The following is a 22864-nucleotide window of genomic DNA, read 5'->3' on the forward strand; positions in this document are numbered from 1 at the left end:
ATATTTTTTTTTAAAAATCAATATTAACACCTAAAGAAACTGTACTTGTAACAGGAGAACCACCTCGTTGATACCCATATTGTGTTGGGCTTGTTTTATCTAACGCTTCTGGATTCCAACCTGTATAATCATCTGAAGTTAAGTACATTAAATTTTGACCTGCTACATAAATCTTAAAATTAGTAATACCTTTTAATTTTGATAAGATACTTTCAGGTAAACTATAACCAATATTAACATTTCTCAACGCAATATAAGAGGCATCTTGAATGATGCTATTTGTGAAGATTTTCTCCACAACAAACTCATCATCTACTACATTAGTATTTACTTCATCAAAGGCCGTATGATTAAACAAATACTGATCTGCAATATTCCTAACTTCAGCGCCATGACTTCCTTGAAACATGAAAGACAAACTTAGACCACCGTAATTAAATTCATTCGAGAAACTCCAAATAAGCTCAGGATAAGGATTTCCTAATATAGTTTTATCTTCTTGATCTAAAACACCATCTCCATTTAAATCCTTTACATATACGACTCCTGTTTCTTGACCTACATGTCTATAAAAATTACTTGAACTAAAATCTTCTATTGGTATTTCTGCATCAACTACATAGCCATAAAAAGAAGAAATAGGTTGCCCTACTGAATTGATCCATTCTGTAGGTCTTTTAGGGTCTAAATCTGTTATTTGTCCATCAGAATCTGCAAAATCGACTAGTGTGTTTTCATTTGTTGTTAATAAAATGGTAGAATTCCAATTAAATTTTTCTGATCTTACATTTTTAGTTCGTAACTCAAACTCCCAACCTTCATTCTTAACCTCTCCAATATTCTGCAAAGACTCTGAAAAACCAGTAGTAGAAGAAATAGGGTTGTTTAATAATAATTGATCACTAGTTCTTTGATACCAATCTACTGAACCTGAAATTCGATTGTTAAATAAACCAAAATCAATACCAGGATTAATTTCAATTAAACGTTCCCATTTTAATTCAAGATTACCAATATTAACTGGTGCATAACCAGACTGAATAGTGCCATCTTCTACATAACTTACATTTGAAACTAAATCTAAACTTGGGTAGTAATCAACTAATATATTTCCAGTACTTAACTGAGATGTACTACCTTGAGCATCTGGATCAACACTTCCCGTATTTAATCTATCGTTACCTGTAACACCATAACTTGCTCTAAATTTTAATTTTGAAATAATATCACTTTCTTCTAAAAAGGATTCTCTATCAATATTCCATCCGATAGATGCCGATGGAAAGTTACCATATTTAAAGTCTGACCCAAAAATGGAGCTACCATCTCTTCTTAAACTCAGATTTACTAAATATTTATCGTTATAAGCATAATTAACTCTAGACACATAAGAAACTCCTCTTTTCGTCCATTCAAACCCATCTGAATCTGAGGTGATTGAAGCATTTGATAATTGTTGTACTTTATCATTTACTATACCAATTCCTCTGACAAAAGAAAAGAAGTAATTTCTTTTCTCTATAGAATTTCCTAAAGTTGCACTTATATCATGATTACCAAAACTTTTATTATAGTTGAAGAAATTATCAAAAATGATATATTGATCTCTTTGAGTTATTTCGTCAATATACGCGTCTGAAGTTTCTCTACGAGCTAAAGTTCCTAGGTAATCTTTTCGTTGCGTATCTTGAATAGAAACAGATAATGAAGATTTGAAGTTTAAGTTATCTGTAATTTTGTATTGTCCATATATATTATTAAACAATTTAAATTTGTTATCTGTTCTTTCTCTTTCAGCGATTCTAGCATATGGGTTTTGATTACTCGAGTTTCCTAAATTACTAGTAAGTTCCTCTTCGTAAATTCCATCACCATCAAGATCTGTAAATTCAAAATGACGCATCTGCGCATAGTCTCCTACTTGAACATCAGCAAAGGCTCCATTAGGGTCTATATAATTAAGTGTATGTTCTGTATGATAAATAGGTAACCAAGGCATATGTCTTGCAACATTATGTATATTCTCAGAAAATCTTTTTCTGATAGTATAACTTGGAGAAAAATTTATTCCTGCAGAAAACTTTTTATTAATTTTAAAATCAATTTTAGCTCTTGCCGCAAACTTCTCATAATTATCTAACAATAAAACACCTTCATCGTTTGAATAATTAATACTAGTTGCAAATTTGGTTTTATCATTACCTCCTCTTAACGAAAGGGCATGATTGGTAATAATTCCACTTCCAATAAATACATCTTGCCAACTACGGTCTGTACCTGTTGATAATCCGAATTTAGTATAATCAGATAGTTCAAGCCCTAAATCTTCTTGTTTTTTTGCCCAGCTAGCTACTGTTTGTCCATATGCATCACTTTTTCTACCTGTTTTTATACCTGTATATGAAGAATAATTTACTTTTACTTTACCCTCAAGACCAGATTTCATGGTAATCATGATAATACCATTTGAACCTTTCGATCCAAAAATTGATGAAGAGGCGGCATCTTTCAACACTTCAAATGATTCCACATCATTCATATTTAATGATCCTAGAAAATCTGAATCTACAATAACACCATCTACAACAATAAGTGGTGTAGAATCACCTGCCATAGAACCAATACCTCTAATTGTAATAGTTGGAGCGGCTCCAGCTTCTCCATCTGTAGTTTGTATATTAACCCCAGATACTTGGCCAATTAAAGCATCGTCTACTCTTGATACAGCAATTTGATCTAAATCATCATTTACTACTTTAGAAATAGACCCCGTTAAATGTGATTTTTTCTGAGTACCATAACCTATTACTACAACTTCATCTAATTGGCTTACATCTTCAATTAAAGAAACGTTAATAGTTGTTTGTTTGTCAATAATAACTGTTTGAGAGATAAACCCTAAATACGAAAATTGTAAAGCACCTCCCACTTTGGCTTTTATTTGATATTTTCCATCAAAATCAGTTGAAACTCCATTAGATGTTCCTACTACAATAACATTTACACCAGGTATGGGAATACCATCGGATGCAGAAGTAACAACCCCTTTTAAAACAGTTACGTTTTGCGCAAATAATACACTATTGAAAAACAATACTGCAATTAAGGTTAGCTTATTTTTTGAATTCATAATAAATAGATTGTTTATTTTTATTTGTTAAAGGGTTTTTAAATTATCAATAACAAGTTGAGATTATTATAAAGCCTCTAAAATTTCTTTTTTTACTGACTATTTTATTCTTATAAATTGTATTAAAAACATCTGTTCTTATAAAATTTCCGTAATTTTGTGGAACGCATGTTTTATTAAAGTAATACATGTTTTAAGTTTTACTTCCCTCCTAAAAGAAGTGAACGATTTAAAAAGGATAGGCGTGCACCTGTCCTTTTTTTTGTACTATTTTTTTATATAAAAATTATTATTTTTTTAAAGTATTATACATTGATTTGTAATTTGTTATTATTGAAAACCAGATTGGTTTACCAGATTGGTTTTCCAAATATATGTCAATTTTTTGTTAAAACAAATTAATTCTGTTTATTAGTAAACTTATTCCATGAAATCCTCACGGATTGGGCTAAATACATCAATTAGTTTTCCTGCTTTTTTACAAATTGCACCATGCATCACATGTGGTGGAATGTAAAATGAATCACCAGCTTTCATCATTTTGGTTTCATCTCCAATAGTTAACTCAAACTCGCCACTTACTACATAGGTTACTTGCGAATGGTAATGCTCATGCATCGGGCCAACGCCACCTTCTGCAAAATTTACATCTACTAGCATGATTTTATCATCATAACCCATTATTTTTCTTTGAACGCCTTCTCCAACAGTTTCCCATTCCATGTCATCTCCTAATAAAAATTCTTTACTTGCTCCAAATGTTTTCATTTTGATTTCTTTTTTAATTTATAGTTGTTATATAGGTATACGATCCTACCCATTTATATTCTTTATTCTTTATTTCTAAATGATGTTCATTTTTATTTAATGCATCATTATTGGCTATAACCAATATTTTTATTTTCCCATTAACATTTTCAATTTGAACTGCTGTATAATTCTCGTTATTATAAATAACTTTTAAACTTGAAACACTACCATAGGCATTTACTGCAGATTCTGATATAGGACTATAATTTCCATGTGATTCAATTACAGACGCAAATGTTGTGCTTTTAGCATGTCTTCTAATTATAAAAGCGGGTTCTCGTCTTAAATTAAACTCTGGGTCTTTTGCTCCTATTCTTGCCAAGATTAAATTATCTGTAGCATCGGATGTTGTTGTTATGGTATAAAATTTACCATGGTTTAACCATGAAAACGTTACATTATCTGATGATGGCATACCTTCGGCTTCTTTCCATAAATGTTGATATCCGATTGATTTACCCAAAGGTTTTAACTCTGAAGGTACTTTATATTCAAAATTGGTTTTCATAATTTGCCCAAAATAATAGTATGGGAAATCATATTGATTCTTATTTTCTGATGCCACATTCATTATATCTACCACAAAAGGTTTTTCAAAATCTTCATCATCGATAATTGCTAAGGTTCGATGTAATTGTGTGCCTGGATATGCATTCGTTTCTTTTGCGCTTACTATTTGCACCTGCGGATTGGTAGCATCATAAAAATGCAATTCGGAATGGTGTTTACTTCCAACTTCGTACTTTCCTCCAAAATGGCTAACTTCATTTTGTGTTATCGTATTATGTGCTATGGTTTGTTTTGCCCATGTTTTGTTTTCTTTTAAATAATTACCGCCTCCTTTTTGTTCTATATTAACAAATCGGGATAATCCATAATCTTGGAGAACTTCTTCGCCTTCTTCATATAAAGAAAAGGACAATTTATCATAATGACCATGACTTAAGCCTTGTCCTGCATATTTAAAAACAAGTTCTAAACCTTTACTTCTTAAAATGCCAACACCGCCTTCATCACCATTGGAACCATCAGATAAATTGATGGATTTTTTATCAAATGGTTTGTCTTTTCCTTCTTTAATACCTAATGCTACTGCTAATCCTGAGTCATTTAATAAAACACGGTCTTGTTTTTTAGCAATACTTAACAACTCTGGATTGTTTCCTCCATAATGGTAGGCAACATCTACAGCCGTAACCAATTCTTTTGAGTAATACGACATCCCTTTTTGCCCGTCGTTTAATGGGAAAAATTCACCATCAGCATCTGATAAGTTTATTAATGTATTCACAGACTTTAATAAAACCCCTTCTTTATATTCAAAAATTTTAAGTTCGGGTTTTACATGATGTAATGCTTCTGCAAAGACTAAAAATGGATACATAGCATAACGTTGATAATAAGGGCCTTCGGTGTAATATCCGTCTGGCGAAAAAGGTTCATCTACATTAGCCAGAAAACCAACTTTTTGACCTTCAACTTTTATAAATCCGCCATCATTATCTTTCATTCCTACTTTTAGGTTGTCGGTTTTTAATCCATTTAATGCTTTTTCTAACAATTCGTCATGATCCATAACCAAAGCAATCATACCTACAGCTACATTTCCCCAGGTACTATGATTATGTACGCGATTAAAAAACTGTGGATTTCCTTCTGAAATGAAATTAGCAAATGGTATAAATAAATCATTTTCTAAAGTATCACGTTCTTCTTTACTAAGCCATTCAAAAATACAATCGTAAGCTTGACTTGAGTAAACCAGCCAGTTAGAATCGTTTAAGCATTGCCAAAACAATTTTCCTCTTGCATAAGATCTGGTTTGCGGATGTACAGGTAATGTTGGATATAATTTAGCATAGGCCATTAACATATCTCGAACATAAACAGCATACTTTTCGTTGTCTAAAATTTGAAATAATACGCCTGCTTTTTGAAGCATTAAAAAGTTACGTTTATGGCGCGCATGTGTATAACCTCCCGAAAGATCTTTTGGAATTGGCACATCTATACCTAATTCAATTTCGGCATCAATCTCGTCTTTTGTAGCTTCTAAAGATGCATCAAATATGGGAATGCTCCCCAACTGAGATTTAATTTTTTCAACGCCAGATTTTGTTAAAATCAAACTAGGATGACCTTGACTATCTGATTGATCATTATACTTTTCTAATGCTTTTTCTTTGCAAGAAAGTGCCATAAGGACAATAACCAAAAGCGTCGTTTTAATTTTTGAATTCATATTAAGTATTAAAAATTATTTCTAAATTTAATTAATCTGTTCCTTCTCCTTGTAAGGAATCTTTTAAGAAAACACATAAATGATTTCTTAAAAACCTGAATTAAAAATCCATAGATTCTTTAGGTTATGTTTTTTGTGATTACTAACCTGAACATCTTCTGACTTGATTCCTAAAAAAACTCTTTCCATATTGATTATTACAAAAAGTAAACAATAAATTATTTAAAACTAAAATTGGTTTACCAGATTGGTTTACCAAAAATACATCAATTTTACAATTAACCAAACATTCGATGGATATTTAACATAAATCTATGTTGTTTTTATACAAAATGGAACTCGTTCTTAAAAGAATTCAACATTACTAAGATTCTGTTAGACCAAATCATTAATGAGAAGTGTAGGGCACTTCAATACTGCTTTTTAACTCCTGAAACACTCATTATGACTATGGTCTTATTCAAAATGTTCTGGGGTTTTTTTATATTTTTTGAATTCTTTTTTGCTGAATTCTTTTAGAAATGCTTCATCATCAAACACAATTTTATATTTGTTTTTGTTTTCTAATTGAACAGCACCTTTTTCTGTATAATAATAAGGCGTTATGTATGCATAATTCCTTTTTCTCTTTGTTAAAGTACTCTTTTCTTTACTATTAAGACTATCTGTTTTAAGATAATATATGTTAAAATACAATCTGTACGATTCATTAAAGATGTCTAAAATACCGAGTTCAGTCTGTGGATATACTTTTTGTCCGAGTTTTACAAAAATGGCATCTTTTTTAAAGCCTTTATAACTTGCAAAAGTCCCATCTGCATGCTCAATTAAGATACGATTTATTTGAGTAGTAAATTTCTTTTTGACTAAGGTATCTGTATCAAACTTATTGGTGATTTTAACAACAATGCCTTTTCGCATATTAGTAACAGTGTCTGCTTGTTTTCTCTTTATTCCATACGATTTCCAGTTTTTAGGTTTTTCGTCATTAAAATACTTTTCTCCAACATTATTATTTTCATGTATTATAACATGTTTTCCTTTTTTAAATGGCAAAGTATAGGTGAATAAACTATCAATTTTAGGATTTGGAATGCCTCTTATATATGAAGTTCTATAAGAATATTTTATAGATTCGTTAGCATTTTTTGGTTTTAACTTAAACAAAAAACCATAATTAGATTTAACAACCTCTCTATAAGTATAAGCTTTTGTGTTTTCTAAAGTTGTGAATTTTATTGTTAAATGAAAGCTTCCAGGAAGATTCTTTTTGTAATAAAAATCAACACTTTTGTCTTTGTTTCTTTCAGTTTTAATCTTAATGGTTTTTTCCTGAGAAAGAATATTATTACTAAAGCCAATGAAAAAGAAAAGTATCAGTAAACCACTTTTTGTTTTTTTTTTCATGTGTATTAATTTTTAATTGTAGCCTCTATTTTATTTCCAGGTTCAATCGTATACTTTCTAATTTCTGAAACACCTTTAATTGACATTTGAATGACTTCATCAGATAAAGATTGTATTACTAATTTATCATGGTTTAATTTTAAAAATGCATCTGAAATATTAGAAAACTCAATTTTAATATTATTTAATTGTAATTGTTTTACCGAAAAAAACATATCAGCGCCATCTTTTGTTATTGATACCGATTGTACTCCAGTAATTTTCCATTTTGAAGCATGTAATTCCCAACCCTTCAAATCTGGGTTTTCTTTATCTTCATCAAGTCTGTTTGAATACCCCTTATAAGGATATAAAGCCGTGATAAAACTAAAATTGGTTTGGTCTTTTTTAGAAACCACAGACCATCCTTTTCCACGTTGACCAGAATTAGAAACGTCATCTATTTTTCTTAATTGATAAATGTCTAAGCCAGAGGCATTATCAAATGTAGATCTTATTAAATTTGGTGTCATTTCTAAGCTATAGTGCCCTTGCCAAACTTGTTTATAGGTGTGTTTTTTATTAGATTTAAAATTATCTTTTACAATCCAAAAATCATCCTTTACATAAATAACCTGTCTGCTATATGCGACATCAATATTTTCAAAACCATTATGGCTTCCAATAAAAACATCTAAATCTTTATCGGTTTTCCAAGCTATCGTTTTTGGTTCTGGTAATTCTCTATATTTTCCAAAACCACTCCCTCCTTTATTAGAAGTGTATTGCTTTCCTTGTAACTCATTATCTACTAAAGCCACATTTTTAGTCATTGAGTTTTTAAACAATTCTAAATCTTTAAGAGAATACCTTACTTGATAATTAGGTAATATCACCTTACCATTTGCCATAGCTTGTACGCCTAACATATCGCCGTGTTGATGGTCTGGTTTTTTATCATCTAAGCCATTAGAAATGATCATCATTTTATCATGATCATTCCAACCTTCTCGCATAATGTAATACCCCGTTGTTGGAAATTCTACAGATTTCATAGTTGGTTTTGTAGCTTCCACTTTTTCAAGCATTTTTAATTGGGAGCCACTTAAATACCAATACATATTAGCTTTTACATAATTATTAGCGAAATAGCCCATTTTAGGAGAATCGAATAGTAAATATCCTAAAGTTAAAGCACCAGAAATATCATTGGTTTCCGCCCAAGGTTGATCGGTATCATCAGAAAGTACAGGAGCAGATTTATCTGGATATGCTACTTTTGTTAATGTTATAAACAAAGATTTTAATTTGTCTTTCCAAAAATCATTGACTTCTAAACCACTTAGCTTTGCCAATTGATATACGTAATAATAATTACCTATATCACTCATATGATAATGTACTGTGCGCTCAAATTGAAAGCCATCATCATTAATTTCTTTTGACAGATGTTCTTCTAGTAAACGCATGGAGCGTTCGTACCATGCATCTGTATTTTGAAAGTCTCTTAATAAAATGGAAAGCATTGCTAAAGCAGAAAGCCCCCGTGTTTGGTGATTTCCAGAATGAAATTCGGTATTGTTAGCGTATAAATGCGCACCATGTTGTAATAAGGTTGCTATGGTCGTTAACTGGTCATTATCTGTATACGATGCTTCACCCAAAAACATATTATGAATTTGTAGCCAATTCAGGATACGATACCCAGAACGAAAGGCTTCATAAATACCATTACCATTTTCAATTTTTTCGTATTCGCCTTTTTCTAAAGCAACATTTAAAGATTTTAATTGGTTTGTAAAATAGCTTAAATACTTAGGGTTTTTATCTTGGTAATTATAATAAAAAGCAACATCAACCATTTTATGCTGGCGTGCCAAATGTCTTAAAGCATACGTATTTACGGGTTCTCCAAACAAGTAGTTAAAAGGAAGTTTCCATTGCGTAGCATCCGAGTATTTAGATATATGGTCTAATGCCCTTTTCTCATGATTCTTTTCTATTTGATTATAAATCGAGTTATAATCCTTAAAACGCATATCAAATGTTTTCCAATCGTAGAAGTAACGTTTAGAAAATTTCTCTCTAAAATACTGTGCTAAATCGGCTTGAGTAATAGCTCCTTTAGAGGTAAATTTATCTTTAACTTCTACTTTTAAAAAATTAGAAAGCTTTTCATTAGAAATAATAGTTGTAGTTGGTATTTCCTGTGAAAAAACATTTTGGAGTACAAAAAGTAATCCCAGAAAAAACAACTTTCTTGAATTCTTCATTTATGAGATTAATACATTAATTTCAATTTTAAATTTTGAACAACTTTAATTTCTCCTGAATTTTTAATAACGTTATCGACTGGTTTCTGTCCTTTTTCTCCCCATAAAACAGCAATTACTTTTACAGGATTGTTAGTAAATGTATTATTAGAGAAATCAACATTTACAATGCCGCGATTTTTTATTAAAATATGGTCTTTTGAGTCTTTACCACAGTTAGTAAACGTGTTGTTTTGAAGTTTTAAGTTGCCACCTATTGTAGACTCATCGTAACCACCACGATAATAATCTAAAGCAGTTTCATTTATGTTATCGAAAGTAGAATTAGTAATGTAAACAAATGCAGCATTATAATCGCCTTTGTCGTTAGTTTCTTTATTTAATTGAATCCCTCTAATACAATCTTTAATAATTGAATTTGAAACAGAAACAGTATCGGCAAATGATCCTTTTGAAACGCTTAGTACATTTTTAAAATGGCTTATTTCAGAATTTTTGACCCATAAATTATAGGCCTTTGTCATATTTTTATCTAAAGTAGCAAAAGCATCTTGTGTGTTATTTCCCCTTAGTACAATGTCTTCAATAATCAGATTTCCTTTAGGGTTCATTTCGAATGCTGTATGATTTGATGTAAATACTAATTCTGCCTTATTGTTTTTATCTTGAGATGTTATGGTTACCTTTTTATCAATAACTAAAGAGGTATCCATGGCATAGCTTCCTGATTTTAATGACAAGATATCACCTGAATTTACGCTTTTAATATGCTCTAGTAATTCTTGGTTTGTTGCAACTGAAATTGTTTTAGGTTCGTATTTTTCTTTTTCAATAGAAAACCAATCGGTTCCATACTTCGTTTTATCAACTAATACAGCATTATCTTTTACTGGGTTTACAATAGCACCAACACTATTGTTTTCTGAAGTTCTCTTATTTCCGAATAAATCTGTGGTAATGGTTTCAAAATCAAAGCCATAATAGACATCTTTATCATTTTCTGTTGGAACAAACAATACGTCTGATATTTTATTGACTTTAAAACTTTTAGTTAGGATGCCTTTTGGCTTTACGTCACTTTTGTTTTCAACATTTAAAATATTGTTTTTAAATAAGACGCCATCAACTTTATCATAATTCTTTATTGGATAAGTACCTCCTTCATGACTAAATATTAAATTATTAGCCACAGTCGTTCTAGTTGGTCTCGCTGAACGGATTTCAGATTTTGGTAATACATCGCTTTGACTTACGTTGGATCCTACACTAAAATGAAATGGTGTTACGCAATCTACATAAGTATTATGTGCTATAACAGCATCTGTAACTTGAAGGTATCTGTTTTGTGGTGATTTTGGAATGCCATTCATAACTGCTAAAGGTGCTCTAAACATGCTTCCTTTTAACTTATAGAAATAGTTATTAGTAATCCAATGTCCTGTATTTATAACACGAATCCCTCCAATAAACTCCGAATTATCATTACCAATAAAAACATTACCGTCAATAGTAGCATAGTTACCATGCCTTAAAACTAAAGAACCTTCACTTTCAAAAAACACATTATTTCTAAACTCATTATAGTTTGATTTGCTCGATATTATTTCAACCTCACCATTACAACGCTCAAATAAATTATTAGCGACATACGTATGCGATGGTGCCATTGAGGTACCGCTATCTCCAATTTGCATAGTTTCACCATGTGGCCCCCCTTTTCTAGGCCTTGGTCCAAAATGATTGTTTATTATTTGGTGGTAGTTTTTAATATGTTGATTTCCTTTTAACTGAACCATTATGGTAGGACCGAAGTTCGATTTTCCTGTTATATAACAATTGCTTAATTCGTTATGTCTGCCCCAAAACTCTACCCAATGATCTGTATCGTCTCTATTTGGTTGTGTAAATTCTTCAATCACGCAATGTGTCACTTTACAATGATTGGCAATAGAGTCTTTACTTATTCCAAATTGGATAACATTTCGAGTAGGGGTATAGCCATTTTTAAAGTACAGATCTCTAACTTCTAAATATGTGCCTCCTATTTGTAAATTTGATGCACCTTCAATAAAAACGTCGCCTGGTGTTTCTGCTTTTAAAACAATGGGAGCATCTTTTGTTCCTGTTCCATAAAATTGAATTTGTATGTCTTTCCAGGCTCCATTAGCCAGTATAATTTCATCTCCAGGGGTTGCTTTAGTAATAGCATTATTAAGTTCCTCTTCTGTATTTACTGTTATTTTATTAACTGTTGGTGTGTTTTCGCATGCGCAACATAAAAGTAAAACACTTAAAAAGAATAACGCTTTATTTTTAGCGTTGAATTGAGTAAAAAAATTAAAGATGTAGGTCATGAATATTGGTTTTTGTTTTTTGATAATTGATATATTATTAAAATTAAGCATGTCGCCATAGTTGTTGTAAAGCATTCAGGTCTCTAACCATGGCATCAAATACTACTTTTTTATCTACAGAAATTTTACTAAGTCCTTTTTCGGCACCACCTAAATCATATTCCAGATGAAGTGAAACGGGTGGTTTTAATTTGTATGTTTTCAATAATTTAAAATAGGCATCAAAATTAACCATGCCTTCTCCAATTGGCACATTAACGGCTTTCCATTTTCCGTCTATCTTTTCCCATTTAAAATCTTTCAACACAATACCTTTTATATGATTCTGTAACAGTTTTAATCCATTTTTCCAAGAGTGACCGCCTTCTGCAACGGCGTGACGAATATCGTATTGGGTTCCAAAATAATTTAAATCTGCCCCTTCAAGTATGGCATTAATCTCCCAAAAAGATGCTCCAACATTTGTACCTGCATGATTTTGGTAGTAACCAACAATATTATTTTCTTTGTTAAGATCGCTTAAATTCTTGACTTCTTGTTTATAGATCTCAAGTGATTCGTTCATGGGTTTTCCTTCTAAATATTTAAACCAATGTGTGCGGTAATATTTAACCCCTTGTTTTGCAGCCGTTTTAATGATATCAACATCTAATGGATTGTTAATGCTTTCAATACTTGTGGTTATCATTTTACAGTTAGATCCTGCCGATTTAATATCTGATATTGCTTTGGGTAAATCTGTTTTAACTAATTCTGGTAATACGTGCCCTTTGGGTCTAACCGTTAAATCGACTCCAGAGAATCCCATTTCTGCAGCCATTTCTCCAGTGGTTTTATAATCTAAAAACTGGAGATGTTTAGAGAAAATATGAATTGAAAGATCATCATGGGGTTCTATACTAATTGCTGCCATGGCTTCCTCAAGAAGCCCAAAATTGGCTATAAACCCCGTTGTTAAAATTGTCTTTTTTATAAAGTTTCTACGGCTTTCTGATTCCATTATTAAGTGAAATTTAAATACTGAAGTGCACTAAAATATAATCTATTAAAAAAAAGCCTTTTATTTTACTAAAAGACTTTTTTTAAAACTAACTCAAAATTTTCTATTGCACTACTATTTTCTTTGCTAAACTTTTACCTTCAGATTCCAATTTTAATAAGTAAATACCTTTGCTAAAATTAGAAACGTTTATTTTATTATCACTTGGTTCAATTTTACTATAAATACTTTTACCTAGAAGGTCAAATATTTCAATTGAATTTATTTTTAAATCTTTTGATTGTATTGTTATATAGTCTTTAGCTGGGTTTGGATATATTTTGAAATTTGAAGTTGAAATATCATTTAGAGATAATGTTGATGTCTCATAAAGCTCTATATTGTCATAAAACACTTCATCATCACTATCAACAGTGTTTGGAGATTTAATATAAATAACAATAAAAGAACCTGATGGCGTAAATTCCAATGAACTTTTAGTAAAATTATCCGTTGTTGCATTTGATTTACTTGAGTTAAAGTCATTTGTGATCTCTAAAAAAGCATCAACAGTAGAACTAGAGCTAGTAAGACCAACTTCATCAGCAATTTCGGTATTTAAAATATATACTTCTGAAGGGTGGTCAGCTAACTCAGAACGAGACTCAAGTAATAAAGTATAACTAACACCTGCCGTAACTGGTACATACTGATATAAACGACGACAAGCTTCATTTATTTTTAATCCTCTCGTTGGTACACCCATGGTAGGACCAGCACTATAATCAAAATTACCATCGGAAGAAGAACCAGGTATCTCACTATTGTCACCGCAATTAGTAGCAAGCCAGGTATCTAAATCACCATTGTTCCATAATGCTCTATAAGGGCTTGGACTAGTATTATTAGTGGTCTTAGCATCTGCATCATAAACGACTGTACTGGGTGGTGACATATCAAAAGCATCGGCATTATCTGAATCATTTCTATTCCATCCATTAGCGTCAGCATCATCCTGAGTAATAGTAAACAAATCACCCGTACCATTTAATACAAGGTTAGTTTGACTCCATCCGTAATTAAAACACAAACAGCATACCAATAGGGTGTAAAATGTGTAAGAATTTTGTTTTGCAATAAGTAATTTTGTTTTCATAATTTAAAGTTTAATAGTTTGTAAAAATTTTCCCTCAATTATTTAAGTTAAGAAGTGGTTTTTTGGTTTTCCAATCTGGTTAACCAGTTTAGTTTTTCGAATATATACATATTTATCTATCTAATCAAATATTTTAACAAAAAATGCAAAATATTAACAATGAAGTATTTATATAATTACGAATGTTTTGGAAATGCAACTAATATTTGAAGGAAGTTCCTGAAGTTAATCCGTTGTAAATCAGGTTGTTGAAAAATAAAAAACCTCCAACCAAAAAAGGTTGAAGGTTTTACATGTAAAACTTATACAAATTATTATTTAAAACGAACTATAAATAATTTGAATTATATTTTGTTCTAATAAGATAGAAAATTTAATAATAGTTTTAGTTCTGATTTTATTTTATATTGAAATATGACTAGTGAACTAAACAAATTATATGGGTTATTTTGAGTTATAAATTGGTATTATTACTCAAAAGATGTTAAAAATTAGGCCATGTATTTTTTATATACATTTCTACCATAAAAAGCAATAAACAAAAAGCAAACTAATGGTAATATAAAAGAAAAGTTAACCTCGGATATTCCAACAATTTTTATATCATCTACATCATTTCCACCTGCATCAATAATCATACCTTGGAGTTTAGGCATTAAAGCGCCTCCTACGATGGCCATTACTAACCCCGCTGCACCAATTTTAGATTCCTCTTCATTTAATCCATTTAAAGCTATACCATATATAGTTGGGAACATGAGTGACATACTAAATGAAACTCCTACTAAACAATAAAGTCCAAATTGACCTTCAATAAACATCGTTCCCAGGGTAAATATCATTGATAAAATGGCAAAATACATTAATAATTTGCCTGGACTAAAAAAGCGTAACATGTAAGTTCCTATAGCTCTTCCAACCATAAACAATAAGAATGCCGCAAATTGATAGTTCGCTGCAACATCACTAGTAATATCTATAGCTTCTGCATACTGATAAATGTATGTCCAGCACATAATTTGTCCACCAACATAGCAAATCTGCGATATAACACCCATAACATACTTTTTGTTTTCACCCAAAGATTTAAATGTGTCTCCAATACTAGGAATGTTACCGTCGCCTTTTGCCTGAGGCATTTTATTTATTAAAATTAATACAAATACAGATAAAATAACCAAGCCTAAAATAACATACGGATTACGAATTACCATTAAGTCTGAAGTTCTTATCAATGCCTTTTTTGCTTCAACCAAAGAACTAAAATTCTCAATGTCGTCTGATTGTAACCTTTTAAGAACAAATTGTTGGGCAACTAATAAGCCTAAAATTAACCCAACAGGGTTAAAAGCTTGTGCTAGATTTAAACGTTGTGTTGCTGTTTCGGGCGAGCCCATTGCTAACACATAAGGATTTGCCGTAGTTTCTAAAAAAGCTAATCCAAAGGTTAAAATATACAATGCCAGACAAAAAAACCAGAATTTCTCTGTAATGGCTGCAGGATAAAATAAAAGGGCTCCACCTGCAAATAGTGCCAGTCCGATTAGAATACCTACTTTATATGAATATTTACGAACAAAAAGAGCTGCTGGTAATGCCATACAAAAATAGCCTCCATAAAAAGCCATTTGTACCCAAGCTGCTTGTGAATTAGATAATTCTAAAACTTTTTTAAAGGCTTGTACCATAGGATCTGTTACCGCATTGGCAAAACCCCACAATGCAAATAAAGATGTTAATAGGATAAAAGGTAATAATACTTTTTTGGATACAATAACTGGTTTACTCATCTTTTAAATTGTTTTGTTGATTAATTCCTGCCCAATAACACATATATAGTTATAGTTATAAGACATAAAAAAATAGACATTTGTTTAGTGTACTTCCACTCTTTCATATCTACGATTTGTAAATCTTCTTGTTTAAAGTCTTCATTTGGTGGATAAAAATAGGAGACTCCAAACATTACAGCCAAATTTAATAAAAATTCTATCCCCCATATATGTACAAAATGAACATTTACCTTAAAAACAAAGGTTGTTAGAATATAAAATGCTAATCCCACGAATAATGCGACTTTAGCGCCCATTGCCGATATTTTACTAAGAAAAAAGCCAGCTATCATTATAGATGCAATGGGGATAAAGAAAATACCGTTTAATTGTTGTAATAATTGATATAAACCATCTGGAGCGCTTGCTACCATTGGTGCTACGAGAATTGCAAAAACTGCTAAAACCGCAGAAGTTCCCTTTCCAACTTTAACTAATTTTTTATCGCTGCATGATTTCCCAAAATGTCTTTTATAAACATCTATGCTAAAAATAGTTGCGGCACTATTTAAAACACTATTAAAAGTACTTAATACGGCTCCCATAACAATTGCAGCAAATATGCCCACTAAACCTACAGGTAAAACTTTTTTAATAAGCTCTGGATATATCATATCTTGATTATCGTAAAGAGAATCACCATAGTAGTAAAACCCAATAACGCCTGGTAAAATTATTATGATAGGAACTAATATTTTTAAAACACCAGTAAATAATAATCCTTTTTGGGCTTCTACTAGATTTTTAGCACCTAAGGCACGTTGAATAATAGTTTGGTTCATACTCCAAAAATAGAGCTGGTTTATAATTAAACCCGTAAAAAGAACTCCAAAAGGTAGTACGGAGTCTTTAGCACCTATAACATTAAACTTTTCTGGGCTGTGTGCATATACTTTGCTTAATCCAGTAAGAGGATTGCCATCACCTATGCTTACAAGTGCTATTAAAGGAATGGCAAGTCCTCCTATTAAGAGCCCATATCCATTAATAGTATCAGATACAGCTACTGCTTTTAATCCCCCAAATATGGCATAAACAGAGCCCAAAATTCCAATGGCTATAACAGTAATCCATAGACCTTCTTTTTTTGATATGTCTAAAACTTCTGAGATATTGAAAATACTCTCAATATTAATAGCTCCCGTATAAAGCACAATAGGCAATAAGGTTACTATAAACGAAATCATTAAAAACAAAGCCACTAAAGTTCTTGTGGTACTATCAAAACGTTTTTCTAAATATTGAGGTATGGTAGTAAGTCCCATTTTTAAATATTTAGGAACAAAATAAATAGCAGCAACAACCAAAGCTAAAGCAGATGTGACTTCCCAAGCTATGATAATAAATCCGTTTTTATACGAAGACCCATTCATACCAATTAAGTGTTCGGTAGAAATGTTAGTAAGTAGCATAGAGCCAGCAATTACAACGCCTGTTAAACTTCTTCCGCCAAGAAAATAACCATCTTTCGAATCTAGTTTTTCTTTTCTTAATTTATACCAGGAATAAAAAGCAACAAAAGCCGTAAAGGCAATAAAAGAAATAACAGTATACATTATGGTTGGTTCGTTTAGTTTAGTTAGTGTGAAAGCAAAAAAATGCCTTATGTAATGATATCATTACATATTCAAAAAAAATATGTGCTATGTTTTAATTTAGAAATTCAATTTTTCTGGAAAAAATTTAGCTACTAATTCTTTATAGTAAGGAAGTAATGCCTTGGCATCTGGAGGTACTGGTGCTTTTGAATATAAGTCGTAAGGATTAAATTTTTTGACCCATTCAAACATCTCAATATCCTTTTCATTCATTAAATGGGTATAATCATTTTCGCGATGTTGAGAATAAAATGAATGATAGCGTATTATATACAGGGCAGGATCGGGTAAAAAGTCTTTAAATATTTGATATAAATATTCATCGTGACCCCAGCTCATTTTTACGTTATCCAATCCGCAGTTTGGTTTGTAAATCCCGTATTTAGTATTAAATCTTTCATCTGTATAATCTGGGTTTTCTTTGAAAAACTCTGAATACACAATCTTATCTGAAAACGCACAGCCAACAGGAAATGTATCTCCTACTACGGCCCATTGAGGTTCTCCAAACAAACATAAAATTTTACCTAAATCATGTATAAAGCCAGTGATCACAAACCAATCTGGATGGCCATCTGCTCTAATCGCTTCTGAAGTTTGTAATAAGTGCTGTAATTGGTCTAAATCTATATCTGGGTCGCTATCATCAACTAGAGTATTTAAGAAATCTACTGCTTCCCAAATAGACATCTCCTTTTTGTCAAACTTCAGGTATTCTTCTTCTTTGGAACATACAAAATCATAAGTTTGATAGGTGTGGTTTAATCTGTAAAATTCCTTAACGGTATCTAAACGTTCGGAATCTATATAATTACGAAATGCTTCTTTCTCTTTTTTTGTTTCAGAAGCATCTGGATATCTTACTAATAAATCATCTTCCCAATCATCAACACTTTCCATAGGGTTGTCAGAATTAATATTCAATGGCTTTTTCATATACTTAAAATTATAATAATTAAATAAGGAAACAACTAAATTATAATTTAAGGGATATATCAAAATGGACAAATACACCAAAATTATGGACAAATTCAATATGAAAAATAGTATTTATACTATTTGATTAGCTTACTAGGAGGGAAGCCAAACTGTTTTTTAAAGCATCTACTAAAATATAAAGGGTCGTTAAAACCTATTAAATCAGTGACTTCTGATACATTATACTTTTTTGTTTTTAGAAGTTGAGCTGATTTTTTTAATCTTATTGTTCTAATAAATTCATTAGGAGATAAATCGGTTAGTTCTTTAATTTTTCGATATAATTTGGAAGAACTCACCCCTAGTTCTTTACATAGAAAGGAGGTAGTTAAATCAACTTTATTTAGATTAGTTTCAATTAAATCTAATGCTTTTTTCATTAATTCTTCATCTATAGGTGAATGGGTTAATAAACCTATCTCACTTTCAACTTCGTTAGAAAATGTAGCCTTTAACTCTAATCTTGTTTTAATGATATTAGCAATCATAGCTTCAAGCAGTGATGGGTCGAAAGGTTTTACCAAATAACCATCTGCGCCAACGTTAAAGCCTTTCACTTTATCTTCACTTTCAGAAAGTGCAGTTAATAAAACTACTGGGATATGGCTTATAAATTCGTCGTTTTTCAACTCAGAACAAAATTCAAGCCCGTCCATAACAGGCATCATCACATCTGCTACACACAAAATAGGTTTAACCTGTCGGCAGACTTGAAGTCCTTTTTTACCATTATCGGCCTCGTAAACTTTGTAATAATCAGATAAATAATCTATCAAATATTTTCTAAGTTCTATATTATCTTCAACAACTAGTATCTTTTCTTTAATTTGAGTATTATTAATAATTTTTTTGTTTGGGATATTTGGTATAATTTCTGTTTCTGTTTCATTTGTAACAAATTCAAAAACTTCTTCTTCGCTATAGTATTTACGGTTTATAGGGATTTCTACAATAAAGACACTACCTTTATTACGTTTACTCTGTACTTTTATAGTGCCTTTATGAAGTTTTACTAAAGATTTTACTAGCGACAATCCAATTCCAGAACCTGTATTGTTTTCTTTACTGTTTGTGGCTTGATAGAATCTTGTGAAAATCTTTTCTTGACTTTTTGACGGAATACCAATACCATCATCGCTTACTTCAATTATTAAGGAGTCTTTCTTTTCTTCCTTTAGTCTTACAAATAAATCTACATGACCATATTTATTGGTGAATTTTATAGCATTTGATAATAGATTGTATAATATTTTATCGTATTTGTCTCTGTCTACCCAACCAAAAAGCGTATCATTTTCAGTATTAAAGTTGAGTTGAATGTGTTTATTAAATGCTAATTCTTTAAAAGAATCAAATGTGTTCTGAGTATATAAAAGTATATCGGTTTTTGAAACTTTAAGTTTTAATTCTCCTGTTTGTGCTTTTCTAAAGTCCAGTACCTGGTTTACTAAATTTAATAGTCTACTGGCGTTTTGATGAATGAGGTTGTACCTGCTTTTTTGGTAATCGGTACCATTAGTTTTAGATTCTTCCAGCAATTGTTTTGCTGGGCCTAAAATAAGTGTTAATGGTGTTCTTAATTCGTGCGAAATATTGGTGAAAAAGCGAAGTTTTTCATTATTTAATTTAACATCCCGCTCTCTATTTACTTTTTCTGTAACGAGTTCTTGCTTTAATCGTATTCTATTTCTAATATCTCTTCTGATAAAATAAAGTATTATAAACGTAGATAATAGAAATATAAGAAGGGCTTGATATGTTAGCCAAAAAGGAGGTTCAATTTTTATTTTATATGAAACAACATCACTCCAATGCCCATCACTATTACTAGATTTTATATTAAAAATATAATCTCCAGGAAACAGGTTTGTATATTGAACAGTTCTAGAGTTACTATTGGCAAGTATCCAGTCTTTATCGAAACCTTCCAGCATGTATTCAAACTTATTTAGTTTTTCGTTTGCATAAGAAGGGGTTGAAAATTGTAATGAAAAATTTCTGTTTTTATAATTAAGCTGAATGTCTTTTAATACGTTTAAATCTTTTTCTAATGGGACTTGATTATTAACTTTATTACCAGGAAACACCTCTTTATTCTGAACCTTGAATTCTGTAATTGCAGGTAAAGGTGACCATTTATTTTCGTTAATAGTGTATGGTGAAAAATAAATAATACCATTTTTACCACCTAAATAAATATTGGAGTTATCAAAATTATAAAACCCGCTTGAGCTAAATACATCCAATCTATTACCACTATTTACATGATATATATTAAAATCCTTAAGGCTTGTTTTTAATCTTGCTACACTGTTATTATTTATATTTAGCCACAAATCTCCATTGGAATCTGTAACCATATCTGTAATCCATTTACCAGCAATTTCCTTTGGTTCTTTTACTGGTTCAAACGAATCTTTATAACTATTATAGGTGCTTAAGCCAGTACGTGTCGCTGCCCAGATTCCCCCGTATTTACCTAATATAATATCACTTACATTATCATGTGGAAGCCCTATCTGCCCGGTGAGATTATTATTATATGATTTGATTTCGCCAGTTTTAATAGCATATTTTACAACACCACTTTCAGTAGCAAACCAAACGTTTTTATAGGAATCTACTTCAATGGCATTTATTTCAAAACCAGGAAGCAAGGTGCCTAATGATTTATTTAATGTTAAGTTTTTTGTGTTTAAAACGACCACACCCTCACCAAAAGACCCCAACATAAGGGTGTCTTTTTCTATTTTCTTAAAAGCAAATACCGGCGATTGTTCAAAACCTACATCTATTACTTTTGATGTGTTTTTTCCATAATTATAAACCAATATTTTTCCGTTCCAGAGCCCACAATAGAAAATGTCTCCATCATCAGAATAAATACTTGCTATATCTTTTTGATTGTTATACAAGGGAACAAAATTGGCGTCTTTTGAAATAAAAAGACCGTTATGTCTTGTCGCAACAATAATTCTATCATCTATTGTTTTTGAAAACCCTCTAATACGTGGTGCTTGATTCCCTATATATTTTGAAATATCTTTATTAAGGTTGAATTGATTTTCATAAGGATCATATTTATCTAAGCCATCTTCTGTTCCAATCCAAAGCACTCCAGAAGCATCAAAATACAATGCCGAAACCAAGTTGTCTATTAAAGATGTATCGTCTGAAAGCACTGCATAATGCCATTGGAAATCGCCATTAATTATATCTTCCAATTGATTACAAACCAGTAGACCTCCTAAAGTTCCAACCCAATATTTTCCATCAGGAGCTTGAGCTACAGACAAAAAATAAGGGCCTAAACTATCTCTCGTATCGTCATCTTCAATATAAAGATTTGTAAAGGTATTTGTTGCTTTGTTAAGTTTATAAAGTCCTTCTCGTGTTCCTATAAATATATCCGATTTTGAATCTTCGTATATAAAGTTGATATACGGGTTCTTTTCATTCGAATTAGGAATAGATAACATGTAACTAACCAATTGAGACACATCCCCAGTGGTATTTAAAGTTATTTTTGCTACAGATGCTGTTCCATAACTACCAATCCAGATATTCCCTTTTCTATCTTCAAAAATTGCTTTTACATAATTGAAACCTTTAATTTCAATTTTTTCAAATCGGTTTTCGTCTACAAAAAACACATAGACACCTTTTGTTTTAGTGCCTACCCAAACCCGTTTAAATTTATCTACATAAACAGAACGAATTTCTTCATCTGGCAAACTATTAGGGTTATTTGCCTCAGGTAAAAATGTTGTGAATTTTTGGGTGTCTGTTTTAAAAAGAGTCAGTCCTTTTCTTGTACCAATCCAGAGATTATTTGAGTCTTCATCAAGATGTAGTGCTGTGATATCGTCATTATTAATTTTGTTATCGCCAGGTGATGAGCTTAAATGCGTTTTAAATTGATACCCATCAAAACGGTTAAGACCAGAAAATGTTCCCAGCCATAAAAACCCATGTTTATCTTGAACAATATGACGTACAGAGTTATGAGACAATCCACTATTGTCATTATAATGTTCGAATTTTATATTCTGAGAATTAGAACTAACAAAAGAAAAAATACCCAAACATATTATAATAAAATGGTGTCTCATAAGATAAATTATGT

The 22864-nt window shown here is 31.1% G+C and carries 12 protein-coding genes; all 12 read right to left on the minus strand.

Annotated features, from left to right (window positions below):
- Positions 1-10: 10 nt before the first annotated feature.
- Positions 11-3130, minus strand: a complete 3120-nt coding sequence (locus tag Q4Q40_RS04435) for a SusC/RagA family TonB-linked outer membrane protein (RefSeq protein WP_303300510.1) — start codon at positions 3128-3130, stop codon at positions 11-13.
- Between the two features lie 420 nt (positions 3131-3550).
- Positions 3551-3898: a cupin domain-containing protein gene (locus Q4Q40_RS04440; protein WP_303300511.1), complete on the minus strand. Its 348-nt coding sequence runs from the start codon at positions 3896-3898 to the stop codon at positions 3551-3553.
- Between the two features lie 13 nt (positions 3899-3911).
- On the minus strand, positions 3912-6182 hold the full coding sequence (locus Q4Q40_RS04445; protein WP_303300512.1) for an alginate lyase family protein: 2271 nt from the start codon (positions 6180-6182) through the stop codon (positions 3912-3914).
- 456 nt (positions 6183-6638) lie between these two features.
- A complete protein-coding gene (locus Q4Q40_RS04450; protein WP_303300513.1) occupies positions 6639-7589 on the minus strand; it encodes a hypothetical protein in 951 nt (316 codons plus the stop codon).
- A gap of 5 nt (positions 7590-7594) precedes the next feature.
- A complete protein-coding gene (locus Q4Q40_RS04455) occupies positions 7595-9841 on the minus strand; it encodes a heparinase II/III family protein (RefSeq protein ID WP_303300514.1) in 2247 nt (748 codons plus the stop codon).
- 8 nt (positions 9842-9849) lie between these two features.
- Positions 9850-12195: a chondroitinase-B domain-containing protein gene (locus Q4Q40_RS04460; RefSeq protein ID WP_303300515.1), complete on the minus strand. Its 2346-nt coding sequence runs from the start codon at positions 12193-12195 to the stop codon at positions 9850-9852.
- Positions 12196-12238: 43 nt separating this feature from the next.
- Entirely contained in the window at positions 12239-13195 is a 957-nt protein-coding gene (locus tag Q4Q40_RS04465) for a sugar phosphate isomerase/epimerase family protein (protein ID WP_303300516.1), read from the minus strand.
- 103 nt (positions 13196-13298) lie between these two features.
- Entirely contained in the window at positions 13299-14330 is a 1032-nt protein-coding gene (locus Q4Q40_RS04470; RefSeq protein WP_303300517.1) for a T9SS type A sorting domain-containing protein, read from the minus strand.
- Between the two features lie 491 nt (positions 14331-14821).
- Positions 14822-16120: an L-fucose:H+ symporter permease gene (fucP, locus tag Q4Q40_RS04475; protein WP_303300518.1), complete on the minus strand. Its 1299-nt coding sequence runs from the start codon at positions 16118-16120 to the stop codon at positions 14822-14824.
- A gap of 20 nt (positions 16121-16140) precedes the next feature.
- The gene (locus Q4Q40_RS04480; protein WP_303300519.1) at positions 16141-17718 is read right to left on the minus strand and encodes a solute:sodium symporter family transporter; all 1578 of its coding nucleotides are present in this window, start codon (positions 17716-17718) and stop codon (positions 16141-16143) included.
- Between the two features lie 99 nt (positions 17719-17817).
- Positions 17818-18696: an inositol oxygenase family protein gene (locus Q4Q40_RS04485; RefSeq protein WP_303300520.1), complete on the minus strand. Its 879-nt coding sequence runs from the start codon at positions 18694-18696 to the stop codon at positions 17818-17820.
- Positions 18697-18815: 119 nt separating this feature from the next.
- Positions 18816-22850 carry a two-component regulator propeller domain-containing protein gene (locus Q4Q40_RS04490; protein ID WP_303300521.1) on the minus strand — a complete coding sequence of 1345 codons (4035 nt, stop codon included), beginning with the start codon at positions 22848-22850 and terminating at the stop codon, positions 18816-18818.
- Positions 22851-22864: the final 14 nt, after the last annotated feature.

Origin of the sequence: Flavivirga jejuensis, from assembly GCF_030540765.1 — a bacterium.
In the GTDB taxonomy this organism is placed as follows: domain Bacteria; phylum Bacteroidota; class Bacteroidia; order Flavobacteriales; family Flavobacteriaceae; genus Flavivirga; species Flavivirga jejuensis.

Coding starts and splice junctions, on each gene's coding strand:
- Q4Q40_RS04435 (WP_303300510.1), bottom strand. CDS start 3,130: ATGAATTCAAAAAATAAGCTAACCTTAATTGCAGTATTGTTTTTCAAT.
- Q4Q40_RS04440 (WP_303300511.1), bottom strand. CDS start 3,898: ATGAAAACATTTGGAGCAAGTAAAGAATTTTTATTAGGAGATGACATG.
- Q4Q40_RS04445 (WP_303300512.1), bottom strand. CDS start 6,182: ATGAATTCAAAAATTAAAACGACGCTTTTGGTTATTGTCCTTATGGCA.
- Q4Q40_RS04450 (WP_303300513.1), bottom strand. CDS start 7,589: ATGAAAAAAAAAACAAAAAGTGGTTTACTGATACTTTTCTTTTTCATT.
- Q4Q40_RS04455 (WP_303300514.1), bottom strand. CDS start 9,841: ATGAAGAATTCAAGAAAGTTGTTTTTTCTGGGATTACTTTTTGTACTC.
- Q4Q40_RS04460 (WP_303300515.1), bottom strand. CDS start 12,195: ATGACCTACATCTTTAATTTTTTTACTCAATTCAACGCTAAAAATAAA.
- Q4Q40_RS04465 (WP_303300516.1), bottom strand. CDS start 13,195: ATGGAATCAGAAAGCCGTAGAAACTTTATAAAAAAGACAATTTTAACA.
- Q4Q40_RS04470 (WP_303300517.1), bottom strand. CDS start 14,330: ATGAAAACAAAATTACTTATTGCAAAACAAAATTCTTACACATTTTAC.
- fucP (WP_303300518.1), bottom strand. CDS start 16,120: ATGAGTAAACCAGTTATTGTATCCAAAAAAGTATTATTACCTTTTATC.
- Q4Q40_RS04480 (WP_303300519.1), bottom strand. CDS start 17,718: ATGTATACTGTTATTTCTTTTATTGCCTTTACGGCTTTTGTTGCTTTT.
- Q4Q40_RS04485 (WP_303300520.1), bottom strand. CDS start 18,696: ATGAAAAAGCCATTGAATATTAATTCTGACAACCCTATGGAAAGTGTT.
- Q4Q40_RS04490 (WP_303300521.1), bottom strand. CDS start 22,850: ATGAGACACCATTTTATTATAATATGTTTGGGTATTTTTTCTTTTGTT.